This window comes from Vibrio limimangrovi (genome assembly GCF_054064025.1).
This window is the reverse complement of the sequence record NZ_JBSUGF010000001.1, coordinates 98108-119824: the sequence shown is the minus strand read 5'-3', so window position 1 is coordinate 119824 and position 21717 is coordinate 98108. Positions and strand designations below refer to the sequence as shown.

Sequence of the window (21717 nt, the reverse complement as noted above, 5' to 3'; positions counted from 1 at the left end):
ATATCTTTACGTTAAGATAATTGCATGTAAAGATACGCCTAAGGTTACTTTTTGTAAAGTATCTTTATGTTAAAATAATTTGCAAGTTAACGTTGCTTTGGAGCGCATTTAGTAATGGACGCAATTGATAGAGTGGTCGATCAGTGGCTGAAGGAAAAGCCTGATCTTGATACACAGCCGATGGCTATCATGGGACGGCTGATGAGAATCGCCAAACATATGGAGACGCGCGTAGCAGAGCTTCACAAGCAGTATGATCTTAAAATGGGTGAATTTGATGTGTTGGCAACCTTGCGCCGAGCAGGAGCGCCTTATTGCTTGACTCCTTCTGCATTGATTGAATCTATGATGCTGACGTCAGGAGCAATGACAAACCGTTTGGATAAGCTGGAAAAGAAAGGTCTAATTTCCAGAGAGCACAGCAGAGAAGATCGACGCAGTGTCACGGTAGCACTAACGTCTGTTGGATTACAACTCATCGATAATTTAATTGTGGAGCATGTTGAAGTTCAACGAGACTTTATTCGTGGCTTATGTGATGAAGAAAAGATGCAGGTTAATAAGGCGTTAAAAGTCTTATTACCTCAGTTTGAGTAGAACTAATTTCGAGGTGTGTATGCAAAGCAAAGAGTTAGAAAAGTACCTCAACACTTTTATGAGTGCTGAAAGCGATTTTCCGTTTGGACCCGAAGCCTTGGTATTTAAGATTAAGGGTAAAATGTTCGCGCTACTTGCGCAGCGTGATGGTCGCGAGTACGTCAGTGTTAAGGTGAAGCCAGAAGATGGAGAAGTGCTGACTTCCCAATTCAAGGACATCACCCCCGGCTATCATCTCAATAAAAAGCATTGGATCACGGTGTATTTTGATGGTGATGTCGAAGACGGGCTAATTCAAGATCTGTGTCAACGCTCATACCAACTTATCGTTGCAAATATGACTAAAGCTCAACGTGCTTCACTTGGTTTTCTGTAGCGCAACGCAGGTAGGATGAAGCTAGCTAGACGCCGTCATACTGTATTAAGTTGTTGCCATATCAATTAAAACGAATTTTTCGATAGTGTTCGCTCAAAAACTCGCGCCTTGATCAACTTAGGGCTATATAAAAAGTAAGAGAGCGAAAAGGGGATAATGATATGCGCGCGCTATCTGATTGGTTAAAAGCCTATGGTGAAAGTCATCAAAACCCGATCAATCGAAAAATCCACGCTATTGCCGTGCCTGGTATCTATCTTGCTGTGGTCGGGTTGATCTGGTCAATTCCTCAACTTCCCATTTCAGGTCTTAATTTAAACTGGATATGGCTGGCCGTGATTCCGGTTTGGATCTTTTATTTCCGACTTTCTTTAAGTGTTTTCATGATGATGTTGGGTTATACCTTGGCATGTATTGGCTTAGTGTGGTCGTTGGAAGTTTTGCAGCTTCCTGTACTTTATATTTCCGCAATTGTATTTGGTGTTTTGTGGATGCTGCAATTTATTGGTCACAAAATTGAAGGAACTAAACCTTCATTTTACGAAGACTTACAATTTCTTCTTATCGGCCCAATCTGGGTGTTCAGAAAGCAGTAAGATGCTATTTAAAAGTAAAACTTTGCTTTTGTTAGCGTGCTAAACACAGATGTTTTTCAATACATAACATGGCGTTCTAGACTGACATTGATCTGTATTTCCGCTCAATTTTAGCGTTGAGCCAGAACTCATGATCTTTCTCAAACTAACTTCAAATTGTGTGCTGTTAAAAGGGTTTGTACAGCAACGCAGCGTTATTCCCACTATGCTTAATGTATTAGGATGCACAGCAACCACATTGTTATTTTTCAGTGACATGTCACGTAGGGAGGGGGGATGTACAACCGAGAACACAAATACGTTTATTGGAAAGAGGAGCGTAAGAAAGGCAAATGGCGTTATATCTTCAAATCTTTTTTTATGATTTGTTGCGCATTATTAGTAGGGAAAATTATAGGTTTGTTTGTGTTTGGACATTTGCATGCCATTGAGGATATCGTCGAGCAGTTGCCAGCGGATCTCTTTATCATGATGCTTGTCGGGTTCCCTATCAGTGTGATCGGTTGGTACCACGAAGAATCTAAATTTTTTAGAGCGTTAAGGCGTAAAGATAAGCAAGTCAAAATGAATAAACATAACTCTGACAAAAAATAAGTGAGACTTAGAAGACAACGCTCAGCTGGTCAGTAACTACCGCTTGGCTAAATCATGTTTTCGATCTGATTCAGTAGTTTCTCTTTTTTCACAGGTTTGGGTATATATGCGTCCATCCCTGAATCAAAGCAGCGCTGAATATCATCATCAACAACACTAGCGGTTAAAGCGATGATCGGCGTTTTTTCTAAGCCTTTACGCGCCTCATAAGCACGAATTTGTCTCGTTGCTTCAAAGCCATCCATGACTGGCATCATGCAATCCATTAAGATGATGTCAAACTCCGTGTTGCGTTGAAACATCTCTACCGCTATCTGGCCGTTTTCCGCTATTTCATATTGATATCCCGCTCTATCTAACAGCAATGACGCAACTTTCTGGTTTACTCGGTTGTCTTCAACAAGCAAGATGCGTTCAGTTCGTATGGCGATAGGATCGATTGTTGGACTTCGGTTAAGTGGTGGCTCTGCGTCTGAGTTTTGGTCTGTACTTGAGCTCATTGAGTCTGGTTCATTAAGAGGATCGGTTTGAACGTGTAATCCAAGGGCTTTGTCTAGTTTTACTTTTAGTAAACCAGCTTTAAAGGGCTTTGGAATGTAATCGTTCATTCCCATGTCAAAACACTTTTGAATATCATCTTCGACCACACTGGCGGTCAGAGCGATGATTGGGATACGAAAAGTGCGTTGTTCACTTTCTTCAATTTGTCGAATGATCTTTGTGGCTTCGAATCCATCCATTACCGGCATCATGCAGTCCATCAAGATCAACTTATATCGATTATGTTTAAACATTTCGATAGCTTCTGCTCCATTTTCTGCAAAATCAAAGCTATACCCGGCTTTTGTTACATGCAGTCCAGCAATCTTTTGATTTACCGTGTTGTCATCCACGATCAATATTTTAGGTCGTGTCGATGTCTGAAGGGAGGGAGTGTGCATTTCAGTTGGTACCGAAAAACCGCTTTCACACAGATTGAGTGCTTTAAGAAAGCGCTGACCTAACAGAGGCTGTGTAACAATGGCACTGACACTTTTCCCAAAATCGAATTGCTTACTGTGCATGTGTTTTATCAGGCAAACACGTATATTCTGGTTTTCAAAACTACGCATATAATCGGCTATCGAAATTGCCTCATCAGGTGCGGTTTCGACATATATAATGATGATGTTTTCTTTATCGTTAATCCATCTTGGCAGGTCACTAAGTTTATTGACTGAATCGCGGACATCAACTTGGTAAACGTTTAACTCGTTACGCAGTTTGTTTTCCGTATTAGCGTCATCACAAACTAGCCATATCTGATGTTGGTTCAGCGTATGATGCGGATTAAAGAATTGCTGAGAAATCGGGACGGTTAAATGAAAGTAGAAGCGACTTCCCAGCCCTTTTTGGGAGTCAAGCTTGATATGTCCTCCCATCAGATCGACAAGTTGAGTACTAATTGCTAGACCAAGCCCTGTACCACCAAACTGTCGTGTGGTTGAATTATCTTCTTGAGCAAAGGGTGCAAAAATGCTTATCTGCTGTTGTTCATTAATACCGATGCCAGAGTCTTTGACAGAAAACTCAATGACAGCAGTAGAGTCGGTAAGGGCATGGGTAAAAATGCTGAGCTCGACATAGCCTTGTTGAGTAAATTTAACGGCGTTTGACATAAAGTTCATGAGGATTTGGTGTAGGCGATGGTCATCTACCACGATGTGGTAGGGCGTATTAGGGCTGATGTTCACCTTGATATCAATGCCTTTTTCTTTTGCTTTTGGACACACGATAGACGCAATGTCGTAAATTGACTCTCGAATACAGCTCGAATTAGGGCTAATCATTAGCATGCCAGATTCAATTTTAGAAAAGTCTAGTACATCATTGATAAGGCTTAGCAACAGTTGTGATGATGTTTCTATCGTGTCGACATAGTCGCGCTGGACGGCGGTGAGTGAGGTATCCGACAGAACTTCTGAAATACCAATTACCCCATTTAACGGCGTACGGATTTCGTGTGACATGTTGGCCAGGAAGCTGCTCTTCGCTTTACTCGCCTCAATCGCTTCATCTTTGGCTCGTTCTGCATCTTCTTTTGCTTGAGTCAGCTTTTGCTTTGCCTGCTCTCGTTCGTAACTCAACTTGTCCACTTCCCGAGCAAATTTGCTGAGTTCATCTTTACCTTTAATCAGTCCTGACAAAGGAGAGTCTGCCACGTAACTTTCGTGACTCAGGAATTCTAGTACTAAATCCAGGTTACCTGTGACCTTACGAATTAATCGTATGGTTAGGCTGATGACCAGAACCGTAATTAACAAGACTGCAGCGATAAAAATCAATCGATGTTGAGTCGTGTTGGTAATGGACTCACTAATTCTTGCCTGCAACTGGTGCACGATGTGTTTGTCTATACCGTGAATGAGCGTCATTCGTTTGTTTAGCGCTGCTAAACCTGAAGCGATTTGTTGTGACGTCAGGGCTTGTAGCTGTCGCGGCTGAAGTATATTGGTGCGGAACTCCTGACTGATTCGAAATACCTCGTCGCTAAAGGTGTCGATAAGCATCTCGACTTGTTGACGATTGGCATTGAGAGCCATAAAACGTTCGATTAAGAGTTGTTGACTTTGTACGAGTGACTGAATTTCGTCTCGGATAGCCGTATTGTAGTATTGGTCTTTTTCTACTGATTCAATAAGGTACTGGCTGAGTCTGTGTTCTTTAGTCGACCAATACATAAGCCATTCCAAATGCATTATCGATGAGAGGTCGTTATTGGTTTCATGGCTGATATTACTAAAGTAGATCTGGTCCAGGCTTAAAAGGATTTGTTGATATATGCCAGATCGCAATTCGATCGCATCTAGCTGTTCTTCGGCATCAGAGGCTTCGTTTAACGCCATACTGGCCTCTTCAAAGCTTGTTAATAAAACTGATATCTCCAAATCGTTTCCGAAAATTGCACGATTTCGGTGCTTGAGCTCCTGAGCAAGGCGAAGAATTTCCTCTGATTTATCGACGTTTTCTAATGTGTTGGGAAGATTATAGAGGTGGGAAACGAGCTCTATGTAATCCGTAAATAGCTGAGCTCTATTGAGATCCTGCGCTTGTGATGAAAGGCGGTGTACGTGTTGACCTGCCAGAATAAGCAGCAATGTTATTGGCAAAAGAACCAAGCCAAATAATTTTTGCTTAACAGACAGGTTATCCCAGGAAAAAACACCGACCACAGTACACTTCCATATTCAAGTTGGTTGATATGCAAAGTGTAGTTTATCTATCTCAACAGGTTTGCTTTCGGACAAAACTCTAACTTGCAAGCAAAAGGAAGTGTGACTCAGATTTCATACTGTTTTTTCGTTCAAAAGGTTCGGTCATCAAAATCAATCGTCATGATATAAATTATCGCGGTTACAGTTGCTCTAACTGCCTCTGATATTTTTGTTCGAGTGATTCGTTTCCAGCAGTGCGTTCGAGTTCAAGCATCAGTTGTAAAGCGGGTTTCTTTACCCCATAGATCTGGTTAAAGCGCATGAGTCTGATTCTGGCATCGGTGAATTCTCCTGCGTCAATTTCTAGCTTAGCGAGTTGAAGAATCGATTTGGGTCTGTGTGGGTCGTGGTCGATAGCTCTTGTGAAGTAATACTTTGCTTTGTCTTTATCTTGTGATTTCAAAGCACAAAATGCAGCATTTTCGTAACTGGCTGGAATCAGATAGTAGTACGGCTGTTCAATAGCCCGGTTGAACATCTTGTCAGCTTGTTGGTACTGGCCTCGCTTGCATAAGAAAGTCCCGTAGTTGTTCAGGACGTTACCATTTTGGGTGTGTTGGCGTAATGAGCGCTTATACATCTGTTCCGCTTTAGAATCTTCACCGACGGTTTCGTAGTAGTGTGCCATGGAAAGCTGAGAACGGTAATATTGAGGGGCGTGAGTTAGCGCTTGTTGTAAATTATCATGAGCACGAATCGTGCTGCCACTCTCCAGATAACCAAGACCTAGCGCAATACGTGACTCTGCCATCGCGACTGGGTCTGCTTTTATGACCGGCCCCCCATCTTTTTTCACCGTGACACAGCCTACCAGTGAATATTGAGCAACTAAAAGAACTATCCCAAGCTTAACTGTTTTCATTTCTCATCCCTACATACCTGTATTTCACTGAATGATATGAATTGCGTGGCAAAAGCCTATTGATGAGAAATTACGATGCGATCAGGTTTGCAAACTACTGCGAAAAAGCCGCCGTATGGCGGCTTGGTTCACAAAGTTAAGTCATTGAATTAATCGTCTTTAGTGAATGCATCTTCACTGAAATGATCTAGGTCGAATGGTGTTTGTTGGTAAACACAGTAGTTCAGCCAGTTGGAGAACAACAAATGACCATGGCTTCTCCAGCTTGCTGTCGGTGGATTATCCGGGTTGTTATTCGGATAGTAGTTTACCGGAATAGCAGGCTCCATACCTTCGCTCAAATCTCGGATATATTCATTATGAAGTGTGTAGGAATCATACTCAGGATGGCCAGTCACAAACACGTTTCGCTTATCTTTGGTTGTTGCTAAGTAAACACCGGCGACGTCGGAAGTCGCTAGAATATCTAAATCGGTATGCTCTTCCAGGAAATGCTGTGAGAAGTCGGCATAACGTGAGTGAGGCGCTAAAAAGGTGTCATCAAATCCACGTAATATTGGATGGTACTGATTATGGATCTGATGATGATAAACACCAGAGAGCTTTTCTTTACGGGTTTTCTTCGGCAAATCGTAAAGCAATTTTAAACCAGCTTGAGCCGCCCAACACACATATAGTGTTGATGTGACATGCTGTTTGGCCCATTCCATAATCGTTTTCAGATGGTCCCAATACAACACATCTTCAAATTGCACTAGGCCGAGTGGGGCACCTGTGATGATCAGACCATCAAAATTTTTGTTTTTGACCATCTCAAACTGGCGGTAAAAATTATCCAAGTGTTCTGTTGGTGTATTTTTACTTGGGCGATCATCAATTCGCAGTAATTCAACATTAACTTGAAGAGGACTATTGGAAAGTAAACGCAGAAACTGAGTTTCAGTCTCGATCTTCTTAGGCATTAAATTCAGGATCAGTACTCGCAACGGACGTATTTCCTGACTTGCCGCTCGAGTCTCAGTCATTACGAAGATGTTCTCTGTCCTTAGTATGTCAGTTGCAGGTAATTGATCTGGAATTCTAATTGGCACGACTTTCTCTCCCTAATCCTGGTCATCTAGACGTCTATACATCTAAAGCTAACTCAAATCGAATTAGATGTCGATACGAAATGTGACTTTAGATAAGTTTAACTCTTACTTATTTATGTTAGAAATAAATGTATTGATTATATTTCCATCATCAATGACCTTGGCGTCTGCTAATCGTGACTAGATAATTATTTATGATGAGGCGATATTGGAATGTGTCTTATACCATTTGATGATGGTTTTACGAACGAGTGAATATGGATGAATGGGCATCACTAGTGAGTATGGGCTGTAAATCTCTTTTGGTCGGGGATACGGCATAAGCCAGATATTGCTAACCTGCTTAATCCGCTATTTTTTTTACATTCATTGGGTTGTATAGTGAATGTACTAAACTTTCGTAATCATCTATTTCATCCAAGCCAACACCAGAAAGTTGGGAACTATGCCCTATGTTTGAAGAGTTAGCGTTTGCCGGGCTTCTGTTTAGCCCGCTGGTGATTTTTATGCCTCTTGCTTTTTTACTGTCATGGAGTACGCGTTTTGTGCTGCATAAATCAGGTTTATACGCAAAACTGTGGAAGGCACCCTGGTTTGAAGTCAGCTTGTATGTCTGTTATCTCGCGTTAGTCATCTATCTATTTGGGAGCTAATCATCTTATGGGAAAATTCATTCGTATCTCCCTCACACTTACGACTCTGGTTGTTGCCGTAATTCTTGGTCATTGGATTTGGCAGCATTATCTGTATTCTCCCTGGACCAGAGATGGGCGAATAAGGGCTCACGTGATAACGATTGCTCCTGATGTTTCTGGATGGGTCAATGAGATTGAAGTCAGTGACAATCAGGATGTCAAAAAAGGTGATGTTATTTTCACCGTTGACGATGCTCGCTATAAAGCGGCGATAGCAGAGCTGGAAGCGCAAGTTGAAAACAAAAAATATGCGTGGGAATTAGCAAAACATCAGTACTCACGTCGTGAAACATTAACGAATAAGCAATTGATCAGTGAAGAAACGGCAGAAAGCGCTCGTATCACTACTGAACTGGCAAAATCGAATTACAAACTGGCTCAGGCTCAGCTTGCCACCGCTCAGATCAACCTGGATCGTACCGTTATCAAAGCGCCTGCGGATGGCAGCATTATCAATTTGAGTCTTAGAGATGGTAATTATGTCAGTCAGGGTAATCCTGTTCTTTCGTTAGTGAAAGCGAACTCCTTTTACGTGACGGGGTATTTTGAAGAAACAAAGATCCCACTGATTAAGCTTGGTCAAAAGGCAAAAATCACCTTAATGAGTGGAGGTAAAGCACTAACCGGAACCGTTACGAGTATTGGTGAAGCGATTGCTGATAGTAACACGACTGGTAACAGCCAACTGCTGCCTCAGGTTCAACAGACCTTTAACTGGGTTCGTTTAGCGCAAAGAATCCCGGTGGATATCAAATTGGATGATTACCCTGACGATCTGAATCTTAGCGCAGGGATGACCGTTTCTATTCATTTAAATGAGACCGCTCAGTAACCATGCAGGCACTATTTAATAGTCTATTTTTCCCTGATAAACAGGCGATAAAGTTTGCTATCAAAGGCGTGATTGCTATGGCGTTGTCTCTGTACATTGCCATGTTCTTGAACCTAGACCGACCATACTGGGCGTTAATTGGTGCAGTATTTCTGCAAATTCGTCCTCAAAGCGGTCTGGTTGTTGAAAAGGGCATGTACCAGATTATCGGTACTCTGGTTGGCGGGTTTGTGGGTATCACCATTCTTCAATGGTTTGCCCCTTACCCTGAAATCGCACTCGGTCTGTTGGCTCTTTGGTTGGGTATTAACTCAGGACTATCAGCCATGGTGCGTCGGCAAAATTTAGTCTACGCCTTTGCGATGGCAGGTATGACGGCGTGTTTAGTCTGCTTGTTAGTCATGGTACAGCCGGATCTTGCCAGCAGTCAGCGTGTATTTGATATAGCACAGGCCAGAATCAGTGAAATTGTCATTGGTGTTATCTGTGCGACTCTGGTCAGTCAGCTGATTTGGCCGGAGAAAGTGAAAGATGGCTTAGTCGTCAACGCCAGGAACGTTATTAATCAGACGTTAGGTTATTTAGTCATCGAGCTGGATAAAAATGGCTCTCATGAGGAACGCCACCACACAATTGATAGCATACTTGAGTCAGTAACCGCTCTCAGTGATGACTCAAGTGCAGTGAGTTTTGAAGGTCCTGAAGGTAAAGGGCAGAGCCGGGCAGCCAATGCGATAGGTAATAGCGTGTTGTCACTATTGGCTTTGGTACAGATATTCGGGCGCTTGCAGCGTCGCCATCCGGAGCTCGTAGGTGAGGTTCTTGAGCCAGTACTGGACTCTATGCGCATGAGTTTTACCCAAATGGCAGACTCGAGAGACTACGATGAGTGCTACACTATTGCCCAGTCATTGCGCCGCAAGCAGATGGAATATGCCAATCAGGTTGGTGAGAAAACGCCGCTGCAAAAACGTTTACTTAAGATTTCGCTTGAGTTGAGTGCTGAGTTGATTGTCTTGCTTAAAGGTTATGCCAAGTTGTCCAGTAAAGAGACGACCAATTTGAATGCACCGAGTTTTCAAAGCCATCGTGATCCTTTGATCGGCATTACTACCGGGCTTCGTAGCGTATTGCTATTTCTGGTTGGTGCCGGGCTCTGGGTGGGGACGGGCTCATCCTCGGTCATGATGATTATGATACTGCCAGTGGTGTTTTCTATTATGATGGCTCGCTTACCGATGTCGACTCTTACTGTAGTGCTAAAGCGGCTACTGGTTGGAATCGTTATCGCGTTACCGTTAGCCATTTTTTATGCATTACCTTTAATCGCAGCAAGCAGTAAAGATTTTGAGCTGCTAGTACTCATATTGGCTGGCCCTTATTTCATAGGTCTGTTGGCGTTAGCGAATCGAGCTACCTTGCCGTATGGTCTTGGCATCTGTATCCCATTTACGATATTTATTATGCCTAGTACAGACATGACTCGGGCACTCACCGTGAGCACGACGATCAGTAATGGTATGGCCATCTTTGTTGGTGTCACAGTGTTGTACTGGATTTTCAAATTAGTGACAGGCCCTAGTTTGCCACTCATGCTGACACGCTTAATGCGTGCGACTCAGAATGATCTTATTGATATGGACAAGCACACCGCGCCAGAACAGTGGTTCAATGCACGTATGGGGGATAGGTTATTAAGGATTTCGACTTATGATAAAGCACTTAGTTCAGAGCGAAACGTCACAGACCTGGCGTTAACGGGATTAAATCTTGGTCATGTTTCCATGCGTTTACATCGTATTGTAAGAAGAGTCGCAGATACTAAATTGGATTCACATTTGATTTACTGGCAGGAGGCACTGGCTAACGCGTACCTAAACGCTTTTCATGGTAAAGAAGATCCCATATTTCATCTTGCCAACGCGTCACTGTTATCGAGATTAGATGAGTTTGATTTTTTACCGGAACAGAAAGACATACTGGCGGGTATGTGTGAACGTATTCAACTAACTCTTGATCGAAGTGCAAAAGCTATTGCTGAAGAAAGAACATAGGCAGATGTGCGGAAAGGGCATCAGATGATGTCCTGACCAGAAAACTTCTCGCCCGCATTGAATGTAATGACGCCTGAGTCCGATTGTGGGTAAAATTGTTCTACGACGAAAGGGTGCTGATGGGAATGTAAAACTAGCTATGAGAATTTGCTACGAAATACAAAATAAACAGCACCAACTAAACATAAACCAGCCCAGAGATAATCGAGTTTTAGGGGTTCTTTTAGATAAAGAACAGAAAAAGGGACGAATACCATCAAGGTGATGACTTCTTGCATTATTTTTAGTTGGCCAACGCTCAAGACGGTATAGCCAATTCTGTTGGCAGGAACCTGCAGAAGGTACTCAAATAATGCAATTCCCCAACTGACGAGCGCTGCAATTATCCACAATTTATTGTTCAGCTCTTTTAAATGTGCATACCAAGCGAAGGTCATAAAAACGTTACTACATATAAGTAACGAAATACTGAGAAACACCGGATTCATAAACACTCAAACTCAAATAGATGGCTCACCACGATAATGAGCCAGAACCAAAGTTGGCGCATTCTACTCTTGAGTGAAAACAGAGTAAATTGGAATATTACAGACAAGAGTAGCTTGTTTGTGATGCTCTGAAGTTTTGGTGCCGATAGGATACACATTAAGCCTGTTAATTAGAACGAGCATAAATAAGCCTTTAATCTAAGTGCTTAAACTGCAATGCCACCAGTCGCTGATATAACTCGCAGCTTTGCATCAAGGATTGGTGGTGACCAATGTCGACCAGTTCGCCGCCATCTAAAACTGCTATTTTATCTGCATGTTGGATGGTCGATAAACGATGAGCGATGATCAGTGTGGTACGGTCTTTCATTAACGCCTCAAGTGCTTGCTGAACATGGTGTTCACTTTCGCTATCTAGTGCACTGGTGGCTTCATCAAGCAGTAGGATTTTCGGGTCTTTAAGAATGGCACGAGCAATCGCAATTCGCTGCTTTTGGCCTCCTGAAAGTCTCACGCCACGCTCCCCTAAAAAGCTACGATACCCTTCAGGTAGCTTCTCAATAAATTCATGTGCGTGGGCTTTTTTCGCGGCTTCGATGACTTGCTCATCCGTTGCTTCGGGGTTGCCGTAACGAATGTTGTGGAACACATCATTGCTAAACAAGGCAGGCTGTTGTGGTACCAGTGCCATTTGGCGGCGCAGATCGTTCGGGTCGAACTGGCGAATATCGATTCCTCCAAACAAAACCTGGCCTTGTTGTGGGTCGTAAAAACGTTGTAACAGTTCAAATAGTGTCGTTTTACCAGCGCCAGACGGACCAACCAGTGCCAAGACCTTTCCTTGTTCAGCGGTTAGGTTTAGCGCTTTGATCGCAGGTTGACCAGGGCGAGAAGGGTAGGTGAAATTAACCGATTTAAATGCCACCTCTGCAGGCATCGTGGCGTTTATCGCTAAAGGATGGGTTGGCGCACTAATCTCGCTATCTACTTGCAGGATCTCAATCAATCTTTCGGTTGCGCCCGCGGATCTTTGTAATTCACCAAGCACTTCTGAAATGGTTGCCATGGAGGACGCGACCATAATGGCATAAAACACAAAAGCCCCCAGATCACCTGCTGACATCTTTCCGTGAATAACATCACTGCCGCCGACCCAAAGCATACCTGAAATGGCGCTAAAGACGATTACAATGACACCTGATATTAAAATCGCTCGCTGCTTCACTCGTTGTCTACCAACCTCGAACGCTTTCTCCACCTCTACGGCAAAGGCGGCTTTTTCATGTTGTTCTGAATTAAAGCTCTGTACGGTTTTAATATGCTCTATGGCTTCACCTGCATAGCTGCCCATTTCCGCCATGGAGTCCTGACTTTGGCGAGACAGTGCACGTACTCGTCGGCCATAAACCAAAATAGGCACCAAAACGAACGGTACTGAAGCAAGGACAATCAGCGTGAGCTTAAAGTTGGTGGCAAACAACATAATGATGGCCCCAACGCACATCAAGGCACTGCGCATTGCCATGGAAAATGAAGAGCCAATAATGCTCTGTAACAAAGTGGTGTCAGTGGTGAGGCGCGACATAATATCGCCGCTACTGTTGGTTTCAAAATAACTCGGATGCAGTGAAATAACATGGTTAAACACCGCAAGGCGAATATCGGCGCTGACGCGTTCTCCTACTGATGAAACAAGATAGAAGCGAAAGAAAGTACCGATAGCAATACACAAAGTAATAGCGATAATAAATTGAATCGCACTGCTTAACTCTTGTAACGACTGCTGAGCGAACCCCTGATCAATAAGAATGCGTACGCCATAGCCAACTGACAACGTCAGGCTTGCAGTCGCTACCAGTGCGACCAGGGCTGCGGTAACTCGCCACTTATAAGGTGAAACAAAGTTGTTGAGTTTAAGAAGAATGCTGAGGTTTTTGTTCTTTTTACTGCTCATGAGAGGTTCACATATTTATTATGATATTGGGCATAGTAAGCGACTTTGTTTAAGGCAACCAGTAACGAGTTATTTTCAGGGAACGACGATATGTTGTTACTGAAAGAAGAAAATACATGCTTCTGGCCTGTTTGGTTGCCAATCTCGATAATGCTTTTTTAAGCACACTTCCTTGTACACAATAGAGCAAACTGGACTAATATTTGTCTCGCATTATCTGTCGTTGAAATCTGCTGCTTTTTCTTAGCGAAAAGTTCACCTTCCAAGTGTTCCTCAACGTTGTCCAGCATATCAGCCATGATTTCGGCAGAAAACTCAGGGTGAAACTGTACGCCCCATGTGCATTTACCAATGCGAAATGAGTGGTGCTTATCCATATCACTTTCCGCAAGAAGTACGGCGTTTTCTGGTAGAGTCAGTACAGTCTGGAAATGGATGGTTTGTGCCAGAAATTGTTTCGGTAAACGCGAAAAAAGCGGGTCATGTTCGCTTTCGGCACTCCGGGTAATGTTTACTGTTCCTACCTCTAAGCCATTTGGGTTATATCCGGCTTTCCCGCCAAACGCATAAGCCAAAAGCTGGTGTCCAAAACAGATGCCTAGGATAGGGATATGTTGTTCACTCAGCGCAACGAGCTCTGCGGACAATCTTTTCATCCAGTCGGTTTTTTCAGTAACCATAGAAAGCGAACCCATGATGATGACACCTGCCAGAGTATTACTATCTGGCAGTGGAGTATGAATGCCGTCATGGAAAATGATATTTAATGAAACTTCACCAATAGCCTGCTTAGCCCATAACTCGAAATCACCAAACTTACTGAGTTGCCTTTCCGGTGCAGATCCTACGTTGACGATTAATAGTGTTTTCATTACATCCCTTGGTCATATTTTTGTAATCCAATCAATATAAAGACCGGATAGATTAAACGCAATAAAGGTGTGAATGATGGTGCGTGCTTTGTAAATTACATTGTAACGATAGGCGGGCTCTGTACAGTTCAGTTTGATTTGAACACGCTTTGTTGTGATTTCTAGATCAGGCGCCCAGTTGGACACCTAATCACTAGATGTTATAGGTATCGAGTCCTAAGGTGCTGTTTGAAATGGACAGGATTCAGTGTTTCACCCGTTGCTTCCTTAACTAATTCATCTGTTGTTAATAAGCTGCCTTTGCTCCAAATGTTGTCTGATAGCCAAGTGAAGATAGGCGTGAGATCGCCGCTTTGGATAGCACCGTCAACGTCTACTGTTTTCTTCATTGCAGCCATAAACTGCGCCGCATACATCGCGCCTAATGTGTTGCTCGGGAAGTAACCGAATGCGCGATCTGGTCAATGAACACTGATATCTATTTTTTCAGTTAAAAATCGAGGTTGAAATTGGTCGGATAATAAGAAAGCCGTTACATAATCCTTTGAAATATTTGTGTTATCCTATAGTTAAATTTTGCTTGATAGTGTATTTAGGCAAATAAGTTGAGGCAGGAATGCATGGATGAACTCAGTGCTATAGATAACAGAATCGCAGCGCTTAAAGCAGAGTTAGCGCAGCTTGAGGCTAAGCGGTTGAAGTTAATTGTTTCAGAAGAATCTGTGTCTACCGTATGTAGCAATACAATGTCTCCAGAACAAAAAGTCGAGCTATTTCGACGTTACTTCCAAGGGAACACTAGCTGTTATGCAGTGCGCTGGCAAAACAAACAAGGGCGTTCTGGATACTCGATAGCATGTAACAATGAATGGCAACAGGGGCTATGCAATAAACCGAAAGTCAAATGTTTGGAATGCCCCAACCAATCGTTCAAACCACTGGATGAAAAAGCTCTGTATGATCACTTGTCGGGGAAATCTATTGTTGGTATCTACCCAATGGACAGTGATAGTAACTGCTGGTTTCTTGCTATTGATTTCGATAAGAAGGACTGGAAGGAAGCCTCGCTGGCTTACGCTGAAGCATGTAGACGTAATGGAATAGATTTTTTGCTTGAACGTTCTCGTTCAGGGAATGGTGCGCATGTATGGATTTTCTTTGAAACTAAAGTTGATGCAGCTAGTGTGCGAAAGCTAGGTTTTATGCTCCTTGACCAGGCTATGCTAATCCACGGAGCGCTGTCCTTTGAATCATATGACCGATTGTTTCCTAATCAGGATTTTTTACCTGTAGCAGGAATAGGTAACTTGATTGCTTTACCATTACAAAAAGGTTCTAGAGCAGAGGGAAACTCTGAATTTGTTGATGGGAATTTTTTGTCTTATCAGGATCAATGGCAGATCCTAGCCTCAACAAAAAAATTGACAGTTGATGCTTTGGCTAAGTTGGTACTGTCTCACGAGTCTATTGATCATGATAAGACAGGGTTCACGTTGCCACCTTGGGAGCGAAACCTACCTGCTACTTCTTCTATAATTCTAGGGTGCCCAGACAATATTGAAATCACTCTAGCGAATAGAATTTATCTTCCCATAGAAACATTACCAAATGCTTTGCTTGCCAGATTAAAAAGGTTTGCATCATTTTCAAATCCCAAATTTTTCAAGGCTCAGGGATTGCGGCTATCAACGAATGGAATATCCAGATACATATCACTGGCAGAAATCGACAGTGGTTACCTTGTACTACCACGAGGCTGTATTGATGATGCTTGTGAGTTATTGGAACAGTCAAATATCAAATTGTTCTTTAACGATAAAAGAAGACCTGGAGTTCGACTCAAAAGTATCCAGTTCAATGGCGTATTAAGGAAAGAACAAAAGGTAGCGGTGGATGCCGTTTCTAAATTTGATATCGGTGTTTTACACGCACCGACAGCGTTTGGGAAGACCGTAACGGCAATAGGACTGCTATACAAAAGAAAGGTCAACACATTAATCCTCGTTCACAATAAACAACTTGTGGAGCAATGGCAGGAGCGACTGAAAACGTTCACTACAGGTGTAGACATTGGTGTACTGACGGGCTTAAAGAAAAAGCCAACGAAGGCAGTTGATGTCGCAACGTATCAAAGTTTACTTAACCGTAGCGATAATACCGTTAACCCTGTTGTGCATGAATACGGACAGGTCATCATAGATGAGTGTCATCATTTGTCAGCACCGCAGTATGAAAAATTATTGGGGGAGATTCACGCAAAATATGTATTTGGAATTAGCGCAACCTTGGAACGTAGAGATGGTCACCAACCAATCATTTTCATGCAGGCGGGTAGGATAAGACATAACATTACTCCGACCAGTTCTGCGAAATTTGTCCAATCCCTTCAAAAGAAGGAGGTTCTCTTTGAACCTCCACTTCAATTGGTAACTCAAGAACCTCGACCACATATTGCTGATGTATATCGATGGCTGATTGAGAATGAAATGAGAAATCAGTTAATCATCAATGATATCGAAGCCGAAGTGAGGCAAGAACGTGTTCCTATTGTTCTTACAGAGCGTCGAGAGCATGCAAAAATTCTTAGTGACATGTTGACTCTAAGAGCAATTCAAAATGAGGTGCTCATTGGCGCAATGAAAAAGAAAGATCGAGAAGAGGTCAATGAAAAGCTGGCGACCACACAGGTGTTGGTAGCGACTGGGCGGTTTATTGGTGAAGGATTTGACCTACCTCGACTCGATACCTTGGTTCTCGCATTACCTGTATCTTGGAAAGGAGCACTTGTTCAGTATGTCGGAAGGATACAGCGGGAGTATGACGGTAAGACGGAAACTCGTGTTATTGATTATGTAGATATGAAAATTCCAATGCTGGCAAGAATGTATTCCAAGCGGAGCCGAGGATACAAAGCGCTGGGTTTTTCTGAATCTGTGGCATATAAGCAGGAGAACCTCGCTTTATGAATAGATATGTACTTGATTCATCGGAAACACGGTTTGAGGTCGGATCACAGGGTAAGGTGCTGGCAAATAAGCTTGGTATAACAATTTCTGATGAAATGGATGATGTAGAAGCAATTTTGTTAACCAAGTTATATGAAAAAATTTTCGAGGAAGGAAATACAGAGTTTCAGCCAACTTTTTCTGACATCATAGGCTGGCACAGGCAGTGGCTTGGTAATGTCTATGAATGGGCTGGGAGGATCAGAAATGTGGATATGGGCAAAGGAGGCTTCCAGTTTACTTCACCACTTCAGATCGGAAGATGTATTGAACTGTTTGAACAGAATTATTTGTCAAAATTCGAAAGTATTCCAGAAATGGGCAGGGAAGAGTTAGTGTCGTACTTGGCTAGGAGCCACATTGAACTTATCTTGATCCATCCATTTAGGGAAGGGAATGGCAGAATAAGCCGACTACTTATGGACGTAATGTGCAACAAGGCAGGGTTAGGGCTATTAGATTACAGTTTGTGGGACAAACACAAAGACTTCTATATCGCTTCTATTCAAGCTGGTGTGGCGCATGAATTTCAGCATATGGAAAGACTGGTTAGAGACACCATTAGCTAGCTAATGATAAGGCGCTATACTTTCGCTTGTTTGCTTTTAGACGCTGTTCAATATTTTGAACAGGAGATCCTGTCTCAATTGCAGTCGAGCTTGCCACCGCACGATAGATCATCTTTTGAGTGATTTTCTTTTTTTCTGTCTTCATATTTTTCTGCTACAAGCAATTCCATATAGTATTGATGCTACATTACGTACTGCTATTTTTCAATCGACAAAATCTTGAAAGGGCACCGTATTACTATCATCTAAAAGGCCGTGAATAAAAAGATACGAGCTATTTCAGAGTAGCCCGCATATAAATAACCAAACTAGAGGTAACGATTTTTTAAGTGGCTCTGAAAATGGACAGGATTCAGTGTTTCACCCGTTGCTTCCTTAACTAATTCATCCGTTGTTAATAAGCTGCCTTTGCTCCAAATGTTGTCTGATAGCCAAGTGAAGATAGGGCTGAGATCCCCGCTTTGGATAGTACCGTCAACGTCTACTGTTTTCTTCATAGCTGCCATAAATTGCGCGGCATACATAGCGCCTAATGTGTAGCTCGGGAAGTAACCGAATGCACCATCTGTCCAATGTATAGTGATAACTTTCATTTTGTAGTATGGTGTAACAATGAGAAAAGTATACAGTTATATGCGCTTTAGCCGCCCTGAACAAGCTAAAGGCACATCAATCGAACGCCAGTCACATTTCGCTGAGCAATACGCCCTTGAGCATGGCTTAGAGCTAGATAAGAGCTTAACCATGATGGACAAGGGGCTTAGTGCGTTTCATGGCGTTCATAAGACAAAGGGAGCATTTGGTCAGTTCTTGGCGGCGGTAACAGCAGGCAAAGTTCAATCTGGCTCAGTGCTGGTAGTTGAATCATTAGACCGTTTGAGCCGTGAAGACCCATTAATAGCTCAATCGGCATTAAGTGACTTGATTCTGTCTGGTATAACGGTCGTAACTGCCGCAGACAATCAAGTTTATTCTCGGGAAGAGATTCAACAAAACCCATTCAAGTTAATTATGTCACTTGTTGTGATGATTCGAGCGAATGAAGAGTCTGAAACTAAACAACGTCGTTCAAATGCTTTCTTAAAGAGTGCTTTGAACCAGTATCAATCGAATGGAAAAATTCGACGACTAGGTGCTGACCCTAGTTGGCTTAATTTCAACAAAGACGATGACACGTACTCTTTTAATGAACGTGTAGAAGTTATTCGTCGAATACTGAGTCTGTACAATCAAGGGATAGGTTCTCTAAAGATAGCCAGACAACTGACAGAAGAAAGCATACCAACGCTATCAGGTAAACGTAGTGCTTGGGGACAGACTACAGTTGCAAACATTGTTAAGTCCCATGCTTTATATGGAATGAAACGAATTAACGTTCAAGGTATTGACTACGATCTTGAAGACTTCTACCCAGCGTTGATTTCAAAATCCAAGTGGTTAGCGTTACAACAGCATAGAACGAAGCGTAGTAAAACTATGCATGGCCGAGGTGAAGCTGTTCACTTGATTACTGGTCATGGCAAAGGGTTTACAACTTGTGGCTATTGCGGAGGTGGGTTAGGTGCTCAAACACAAAAGCAATATAAACGCTCTGGGGAATACAGTAGAACCGTTACACGTTTGCACTGTTTAACGCATAAAGAAACAAGTTCATGCTGTTCGTCTGTTTTTCTTGAGCCAATAGAAAGCGCGGTATTGTTTGCAGCATGTATTGGTGTTGAACCTCAGTCTTTAGTGCCTACAGTTAACAATGTTAACTACTCTGCTTTAATAGACGAAGCAGACAACAAAGTTAAACATATTGTTGAACAGGTTGCAGCAGGGGCACCTTGGGAGTTGTTCAGAGATGCTCACGACAGACTGGAGTTAGAAAAGCAAAAGCTGATTAAAGAGCGTGATTCACAAAAGCCAGATGTTAATCAAAGTGATGTTCAGAAATGGGTAGATATGCTGGTGGAACTGGCTGATAAAGCGCGAGCAGGAGATAAAGAAGCTAGGTTGAAATGTAGAACGTTGATCAGCAGTATTTGTAAGAGCATTGTTATTAAGTTACGGGGGCATGATTTCAAATCAGTGCCATTAGTTACGATTACGTTTGTTACTGATGAGCAGTTTGAATTCAAGGTCGGAGAGAGTGGAGCCGTAAAGTTTGTTGATAATGGTATGGCAGTCAATAGAAGGTTAAAGCCTTTACTTACTTAGTCAATTGAATAACGTCGAGAAGGGAGCTATCAGCTCCCTTTTTCATATCTGTTAGCTAATAAATAAAACAATAAACGGTTAAAAATAACGGGATAACGGAAAATGGCATTATTCAACTCACAAACAGCTTCTGAAGCTGGGAGAAAATCAAAAAGAACATCGGCAAAGAAACTAATTATCGATTCAACACTCGATGAAGAAGAACTAACCAAGAATGCTTTAGCTGGTGATTACGGTGCAGTTACTCAAAGACAAGTACTTTTGATGCTGATTCAACACCACCTTAGACATAAAGACAGATTGTTAAAGCAGGCAATCGACGAAGAAGACCTAGTATCGGCAGCGTACTTAAAGACGTTATCAAGAAATGAACTCGAAGCATTCATGGAGTCACACGATGCTTAAGCCAATTAAAAAAATGCAACAAGACTCGGAATCAAGCCATTGCGAAATTACGCACCTTCAGCTTCTTCGTGAAGTTGGCTCGTTAGATGAGTATCGCCGAGAACAGCTTAAAGACCAAGAGCGCCAAGAAGAAGCAGAGAAACGACTTGATGCTATTCGAGATAAGATGAAGAAACAGGAACAAATCCGCTTGGCTTCACAAGAAGAAGCGTTACTTGAGCAATCTGAGCGAGAACGGAAACGAAGAGAACTACTTGAACAACTAGGTGGTGGAAATGAATAAGATACTAGCAGGGTTGGCAATTATCTTAATGCCATTAGCAATTTCAAACATCTCATTTTCAAATAACTACGGTCAGTTGAACTCAACGTTAGATACTTTGTCAACACAGCAAGACGTAATGATTGAAAGAACGGATATCATTTTGGATGATATTGATTCTATAAAATCCACGACTAAGCACAACGGTGAACGAATAGAGTCACTTGAAAAACTACTTGCTGATTGAATCACTAGCCCTCGTAGAGATACGGGGGCTTTTTGTATTCATTTGACTACTGTCTAAGAACACATTCGATTGAATACGTTAACTGTGTTCAATAGGGTTGAATTGAGCCTTGAATACATCCTATAGTATCCATATCTAGAGTTAAATGAATACAGTGAGTGTAGTATGAGTAAAGTTGGCTATATTAGGGTATCGACTGTACAGCAGAACACAGTTCGCCAGCTCGATGGTGTTGAACTGGATAAAGTGTTTACTGATAAATGTAGCGGATCAACAACTGATAGGGTTGAGCTACAGAGATTGAAAGAATACGTGCGCGAAGGTGACACGGTTGTGGTTCATGACATCTCACGTCTTGCACGTGACATGAAAGATCTATTAGGTCTGATCGAGTTCTTTAACAACAAGTCAGTAGCGGTTCAGTTTATTAAAGAGAATATGCTGTTCAGTGCTGACAAGAGTAACCCAATGAATGAGCTGTTGTTGAACTTACTAGGTTCGGTATATCAATTTGAGCGTCAAATGCTACTTGAACGTCAGGCAGAAGGCATTGCCAAAGCGAAAGCAGCAGGGAAGTACAAAGGTCGCACTGCGACAGTTGATAGGCAAGCGATATTAGATTGTCTTGAAAGTGGTCTATCGATTCGCAAAACAGCTCAGCAGCTAGGTGTCGGCGTGTCAACGGTGCAGAGAACAAAGGTTTCAGTTACTAACTAGTTTGAATGGAAAATTAAGGTATGTGGATAGTTCAAAGTGTGAAGC

At 42.4% G+C, this 21717-nt stretch carries 21 protein-coding genes and 2 pseudogenes; 14 read left to right on the top strand and 9 right to left on the bottom strand.

What is annotated here, in order from left to right:
- Positions 1-114 precede the first annotated feature (114 nt).
- From ACWYU8_RS00535 to ACWYU8_RS00520, 4 genes are all read left to right on the top strand, one after another.
- The gene (locus tag ACWYU8_RS00535; RefSeq protein ID WP_457516209.1) at positions 115-597 is read left to right on the top strand and encodes a MarR family winged helix-turn-helix transcriptional regulator; all 483 of its coding nucleotides are present in this window, start codon (positions 115-117) and stop codon (positions 595-597) included.
- A gap of 19 nt (positions 598-616) precedes the next feature.
- Entirely contained in the window at positions 617-973 is a 357-nt protein-coding gene (locus ACWYU8_RS00530; RefSeq protein ID WP_457516207.1) for an MmcQ/YjbR family DNA-binding protein, read from the top strand.
- 161 nt (positions 974-1134) lie between these two features.
- A complete protein-coding gene (locus ACWYU8_RS00525) occupies positions 1135-1569 on the top strand; it encodes an Mpo1 family 2-hydroxy fatty acid dioxygenase (protein ID WP_457516205.1) in 435 nt (144 codons plus the stop codon).
- A 276-nt stretch (positions 1570-1845) separates the two neighbouring features.
- The gene (locus tag ACWYU8_RS00520) at positions 1846-2163 is read left to right on the top strand and encodes a hypothetical protein (RefSeq protein WP_457516203.1); all 318 of its coding nucleotides are present in this window, start codon (positions 1846-1848) and stop codon (positions 2161-2163) included.
- Between the two features lie 47 nt (positions 2164-2210).
- Here ACWYU8_RS00520 and ACWYU8_RS00515 read toward each other — a convergent pair whose 3' ends face one another.
- The 3 genes from ACWYU8_RS00515 to metA all read right to left on the bottom strand — a co-directional run bounded on the left by ACWYU8_RS00515 (position 2211) and on the right by metA (position 7370).
- The gene (locus ACWYU8_RS00515; protein ID WP_457516201.1) at positions 2211-5375 is read right to left on the bottom strand and encodes a response regulator; all 3165 of its coding nucleotides are present in this window, start codon (positions 5373-5375) and stop codon (positions 2211-2213) included.
- A gap of 181 nt (positions 5376-5556) precedes the next feature.
- Positions 5557-6279 carry a type IV pilus biogenesis/stability protein PilW gene (gene pilW, locus ACWYU8_RS00510; protein WP_457516199.1) on the bottom strand — a complete coding sequence of 241 codons (723 nt, stop codon included), beginning with the start codon at positions 6277-6279 and terminating at the stop codon, positions 5557-5559.
- 149 nt (positions 6280-6428) lie between these two features.
- Positions 6429-7370 (bottom strand): homoserine O-succinyltransferase MetA, encoded by a 942-nt coding sequence (gene metA, locus ACWYU8_RS00505; RefSeq protein WP_457516197.1) that lies wholly within the window; start codon positions 7368-7370, stop codon positions 6429-6431.
- A 452-nt stretch (positions 7371-7822) separates the two neighbouring features.
- On the opposite strand from metA, the gene ACWYU8_RS00500 reads away from it, so the two are divergent.
- From ACWYU8_RS00500 to ACWYU8_RS00490, 3 genes are read left to right on the top strand one after another with little or no spacing between them, the layout of a single operon-like run.
- Positions 7823-8023, top strand: a complete 201-nt coding sequence (locus ACWYU8_RS00500; protein WP_457516195.1) for a DUF1656 domain-containing protein — start codon at positions 7823-7825, stop codon at positions 8021-8023.
- Between the two features lie 7 nt (positions 8024-8030).
- A complete protein-coding gene (locus ACWYU8_RS00495; protein ID WP_457516193.1) occupies positions 8031-8897 on the top strand; it encodes an efflux RND transporter periplasmic adaptor subunit in 867 nt (288 codons plus the stop codon).
- A 2-nt stretch (positions 8898-8899) separates the two neighbouring features.
- A complete protein-coding gene (locus tag ACWYU8_RS00490; protein ID WP_457516191.1) occupies positions 8900-10951 on the top strand; it encodes an FUSC family protein in 2052 nt (683 codons plus the stop codon).
- A gap of 137 nt (positions 10952-11088) precedes the next feature.
- On the opposite strand, the gene ACWYU8_RS00485 is transcribed toward ACWYU8_RS00490, so the two are convergent.
- From ACWYU8_RS00485 to ACWYU8_RS00470, 4 genes and pseudogenes are all read right to left on the bottom strand, one after another.
- Positions 11089-11439, bottom strand: a complete 351-nt coding sequence (locus ACWYU8_RS00485) for a DMT family protein (protein WP_457516190.1) — start codon at positions 11437-11439, stop codon at positions 11089-11091.
- Positions 11440-11632: 193 nt separating this feature from the next.
- Positions 11633-13393 carry an ABC transporter ATP-binding protein/permease gene (locus ACWYU8_RS00480; RefSeq protein ID WP_457516189.1) on the bottom strand — a complete coding sequence of 587 codons (1761 nt, stop codon included), beginning with the start codon at positions 13391-13393 and terminating at the stop codon, positions 11633-11635.
- A gap of 158 nt (positions 13394-13551) precedes the next feature.
- Positions 13552-14265 carry a glutamine amidotransferase gene (locus tag ACWYU8_RS00475; RefSeq protein ID WP_457516188.1) on the bottom strand — a complete coding sequence of 238 codons (714 nt, stop codon included), beginning with the start codon at positions 14263-14265 and terminating at the stop codon, positions 13552-13554.
- Between the two features lie 200 nt (positions 14266-14465).
- Positions 14466-14723: pseudogene (locus tag ACWYU8_RS00470) on the bottom strand (carboxypeptidase M32); the annotation flags it as partial.
- 162 nt (positions 14724-14885) lie between these two features.
- Between ACWYU8_RS00470 and ACWYU8_RS00465 the strand changes: the two are divergent.
- Together ACWYU8_RS00465 and ACWYU8_RS00460 are read left to right on the top strand one after the other, a co-directional pair.
- Positions 14886-17231 (top strand): TOTE conflict system archaeo-eukaryotic primase domain-containing protein, encoded by a 2346-nt coding sequence (locus tag ACWYU8_RS00465; protein WP_457516187.1) that lies wholly within the window; start codon positions 14886-14888, stop codon positions 17229-17231.
- Positions 17228-17839: a Fic/DOC family protein gene (locus ACWYU8_RS00460; RefSeq protein WP_457516185.1), complete on the top strand. Its 612-nt coding sequence runs from the start codon at positions 17228-17230 to the stop codon at positions 17837-17839. The genes ACWYU8_RS00465 and ACWYU8_RS00460 overlap by 4 nt, the downstream gene beginning before the upstream one ends.
- Here ACWYU8_RS00460 and ACWYU8_RS00455 read toward each other — a convergent pair.
- The gene (locus ACWYU8_RS00455) at positions 17832-17984 is read right to left on the bottom strand and encodes a hypothetical protein (RefSeq protein WP_457516184.1); all 153 of its coding nucleotides are present in this window, start codon (positions 17982-17984) and stop codon (positions 17832-17834) included. The genes ACWYU8_RS00460 and ACWYU8_RS00455 overlap by 8 nt on opposite strands.
- A gap of 163 nt (positions 17985-18147) precedes the next feature.
- A pseudogene (locus ACWYU8_RS00450) lies at positions 18148-18417 on the bottom strand (carboxypeptidase M32); the annotation flags it as partial.
- Positions 18418-18451: 34 nt separating this feature from the next.
- Between ACWYU8_RS00450 and ACWYU8_RS00445 the strand changes: the two are divergent.
- From ACWYU8_RS00445 to ACWYU8_RS00425, 5 genes are all read left to right on the top strand, one after another.
- On the top strand, positions 18452-20041 hold the full coding sequence (locus tag ACWYU8_RS00445) for a recombinase family protein (protein WP_457516182.1): 1590 nt from the start codon (positions 18452-18454) through the stop codon (positions 20039-20041).
- Positions 20042-20143: 102 nt separating this feature from the next.
- Positions 20144-20446 carry a hypothetical protein gene (locus ACWYU8_RS00440; RefSeq protein ID WP_457516181.1) on the top strand — a complete coding sequence of 101 codons (303 nt, stop codon included), beginning with the start codon at positions 20144-20146 and terminating at the stop codon, positions 20444-20446.
- The gene (locus tag ACWYU8_RS00435; RefSeq protein WP_457516179.1) at positions 20439-20729 is read left to right on the top strand and encodes a hypothetical protein; all 291 of its coding nucleotides are present in this window, start codon (positions 20439-20441) and stop codon (positions 20727-20729) included. The genes ACWYU8_RS00440 and ACWYU8_RS00435 overlap by 8 nt, the downstream gene beginning before the upstream one ends.
- Complete coding sequence (locus tag ACWYU8_RS00430) at positions 20722-20955, top strand: hypothetical protein (RefSeq protein WP_457516177.1); 234 nt, start codon at positions 20722-20724, stop codon at positions 20953-20955. Before ACWYU8_RS00435 ends, ACWYU8_RS00430 begins: the two co-directional genes overlap by 8 nt.
- A 165-nt stretch (positions 20956-21120) precedes the next feature.
- A complete protein-coding gene (locus ACWYU8_RS00425) occupies positions 21121-21672 on the top strand; it encodes a recombinase family protein (protein WP_457516175.1) in 552 nt (183 codons plus the stop codon).
- Positions 21673-21717: the final 45 nt, after the last annotated feature.

Bases quoted from the DNA above. Each gene is read 5' to 3' on its own strand.
- ACWYU8_RS00535 (WP_457516209.1), top strand. From the start codon at position 115: ATGGACGCAATTGATAGAGTGGTCGATCAGTGGCTGAAGGAAAAGCCT.
- ACWYU8_RS00530 (WP_457516207.1), top strand. From the start codon at position 617: ATGCAAAGCAAAGAGTTAGAAAAGTACCTCAACACTTTTATGAGTGCT.
- ACWYU8_RS00525 (WP_457516205.1), top strand. From the start codon at position 1,135: ATGCGCGCGCTATCTGATTGGTTAAAAGCCTATGGTGAAAGTCATCAA.
- ACWYU8_RS00520 (WP_457516203.1), top strand. From the start codon at position 1,846: ATGTACAACCGAGAACACAAATACGTTTATTGGAAAGAGGAGCGTAAG.
- pilW (WP_457516199.1), bottom strand. From the start codon at position 6,279: ATGAAAACAGTTAAGCTTGGGATAGTTCTTTTAGTTGCTCAATATTCA.
- ACWYU8_RS00500 (WP_457516195.1), top strand. From the start codon at position 7,823: ATGTTTGAAGAGTTAGCGTTTGCCGGGCTTCTGTTTAGCCCGCTGGTG.
- ACWYU8_RS00495 (WP_457516193.1), top strand. From the start codon at position 8,031: ATGGGAAAATTCATTCGTATCTCCCTCACACTTACGACTCTGGTTGTT.
- ACWYU8_RS00490 (WP_457516191.1), top strand. From the start codon at position 8,900: ATGCAGGCACTATTTAATAGTCTATTTTTCCCTGATAAACAGGCGATA.
- ACWYU8_RS00485 (WP_457516190.1), bottom strand. From the start codon at position 11,439: ATGAATCCGGTGTTTCTCAGTATTTCGTTACTTATATGTAGTAACGTT.
- ACWYU8_RS00480 (WP_457516189.1), bottom strand. From the start codon at position 13,393: ATGAGCAGTAAAAAGAACAAAAACCTCAGCATTCTTCTTAAACTCAAC.
- ACWYU8_RS00475 (WP_457516188.1), bottom strand. From the start codon at position 14,265: ATGAAAACACTATTAATCGTCAACGTAGGATCTGCACCGGAAAGGCAA.
- ACWYU8_RS00465 (WP_457516187.1), top strand. From the start codon at position 14,886: ATGGATGAACTCAGTGCTATAGATAACAGAATCGCAGCGCTTAAAGCA.
- ACWYU8_RS00460 (WP_457516185.1), top strand. From the start codon at position 17,228: ATGAATAGATATGTACTTGATTCATCGGAAACACGGTTTGAGGTCGGA.
- ACWYU8_RS00455 (WP_457516184.1), bottom strand. From the start codon at position 17,984: ATGAAGACAGAAAAAAAGAAAATCACTCAAAAGATGATCTATCGTGCG.
- ACWYU8_RS00445 (WP_457516182.1), top strand. From the start codon at position 18,452: ATGAGAAAAGTATACAGTTATATGCGCTTTAGCCGCCCTGAACAAGCT.
- ACWYU8_RS00440 (WP_457516181.1), top strand. From the start codon at position 20,144: ATGGCATTATTCAACTCACAAACAGCTTCTGAAGCTGGGAGAAAATCA.
- ACWYU8_RS00435 (WP_457516179.1), top strand. From the start codon at position 20,439: ATGCTTAAGCCAATTAAAAAAATGCAACAAGACTCGGAATCAAGCCAT.
- ACWYU8_RS00430 (WP_457516177.1), top strand. From the start codon at position 20,722: ATGAATAAGATACTAGCAGGGTTGGCAATTATCTTAATGCCATTAGCA.
- ACWYU8_RS00425 (WP_457516175.1), top strand. From the start codon at position 21,121: ATGAGTAAAGTTGGCTATATTAGGGTATCGACTGTACAGCAGAACACA.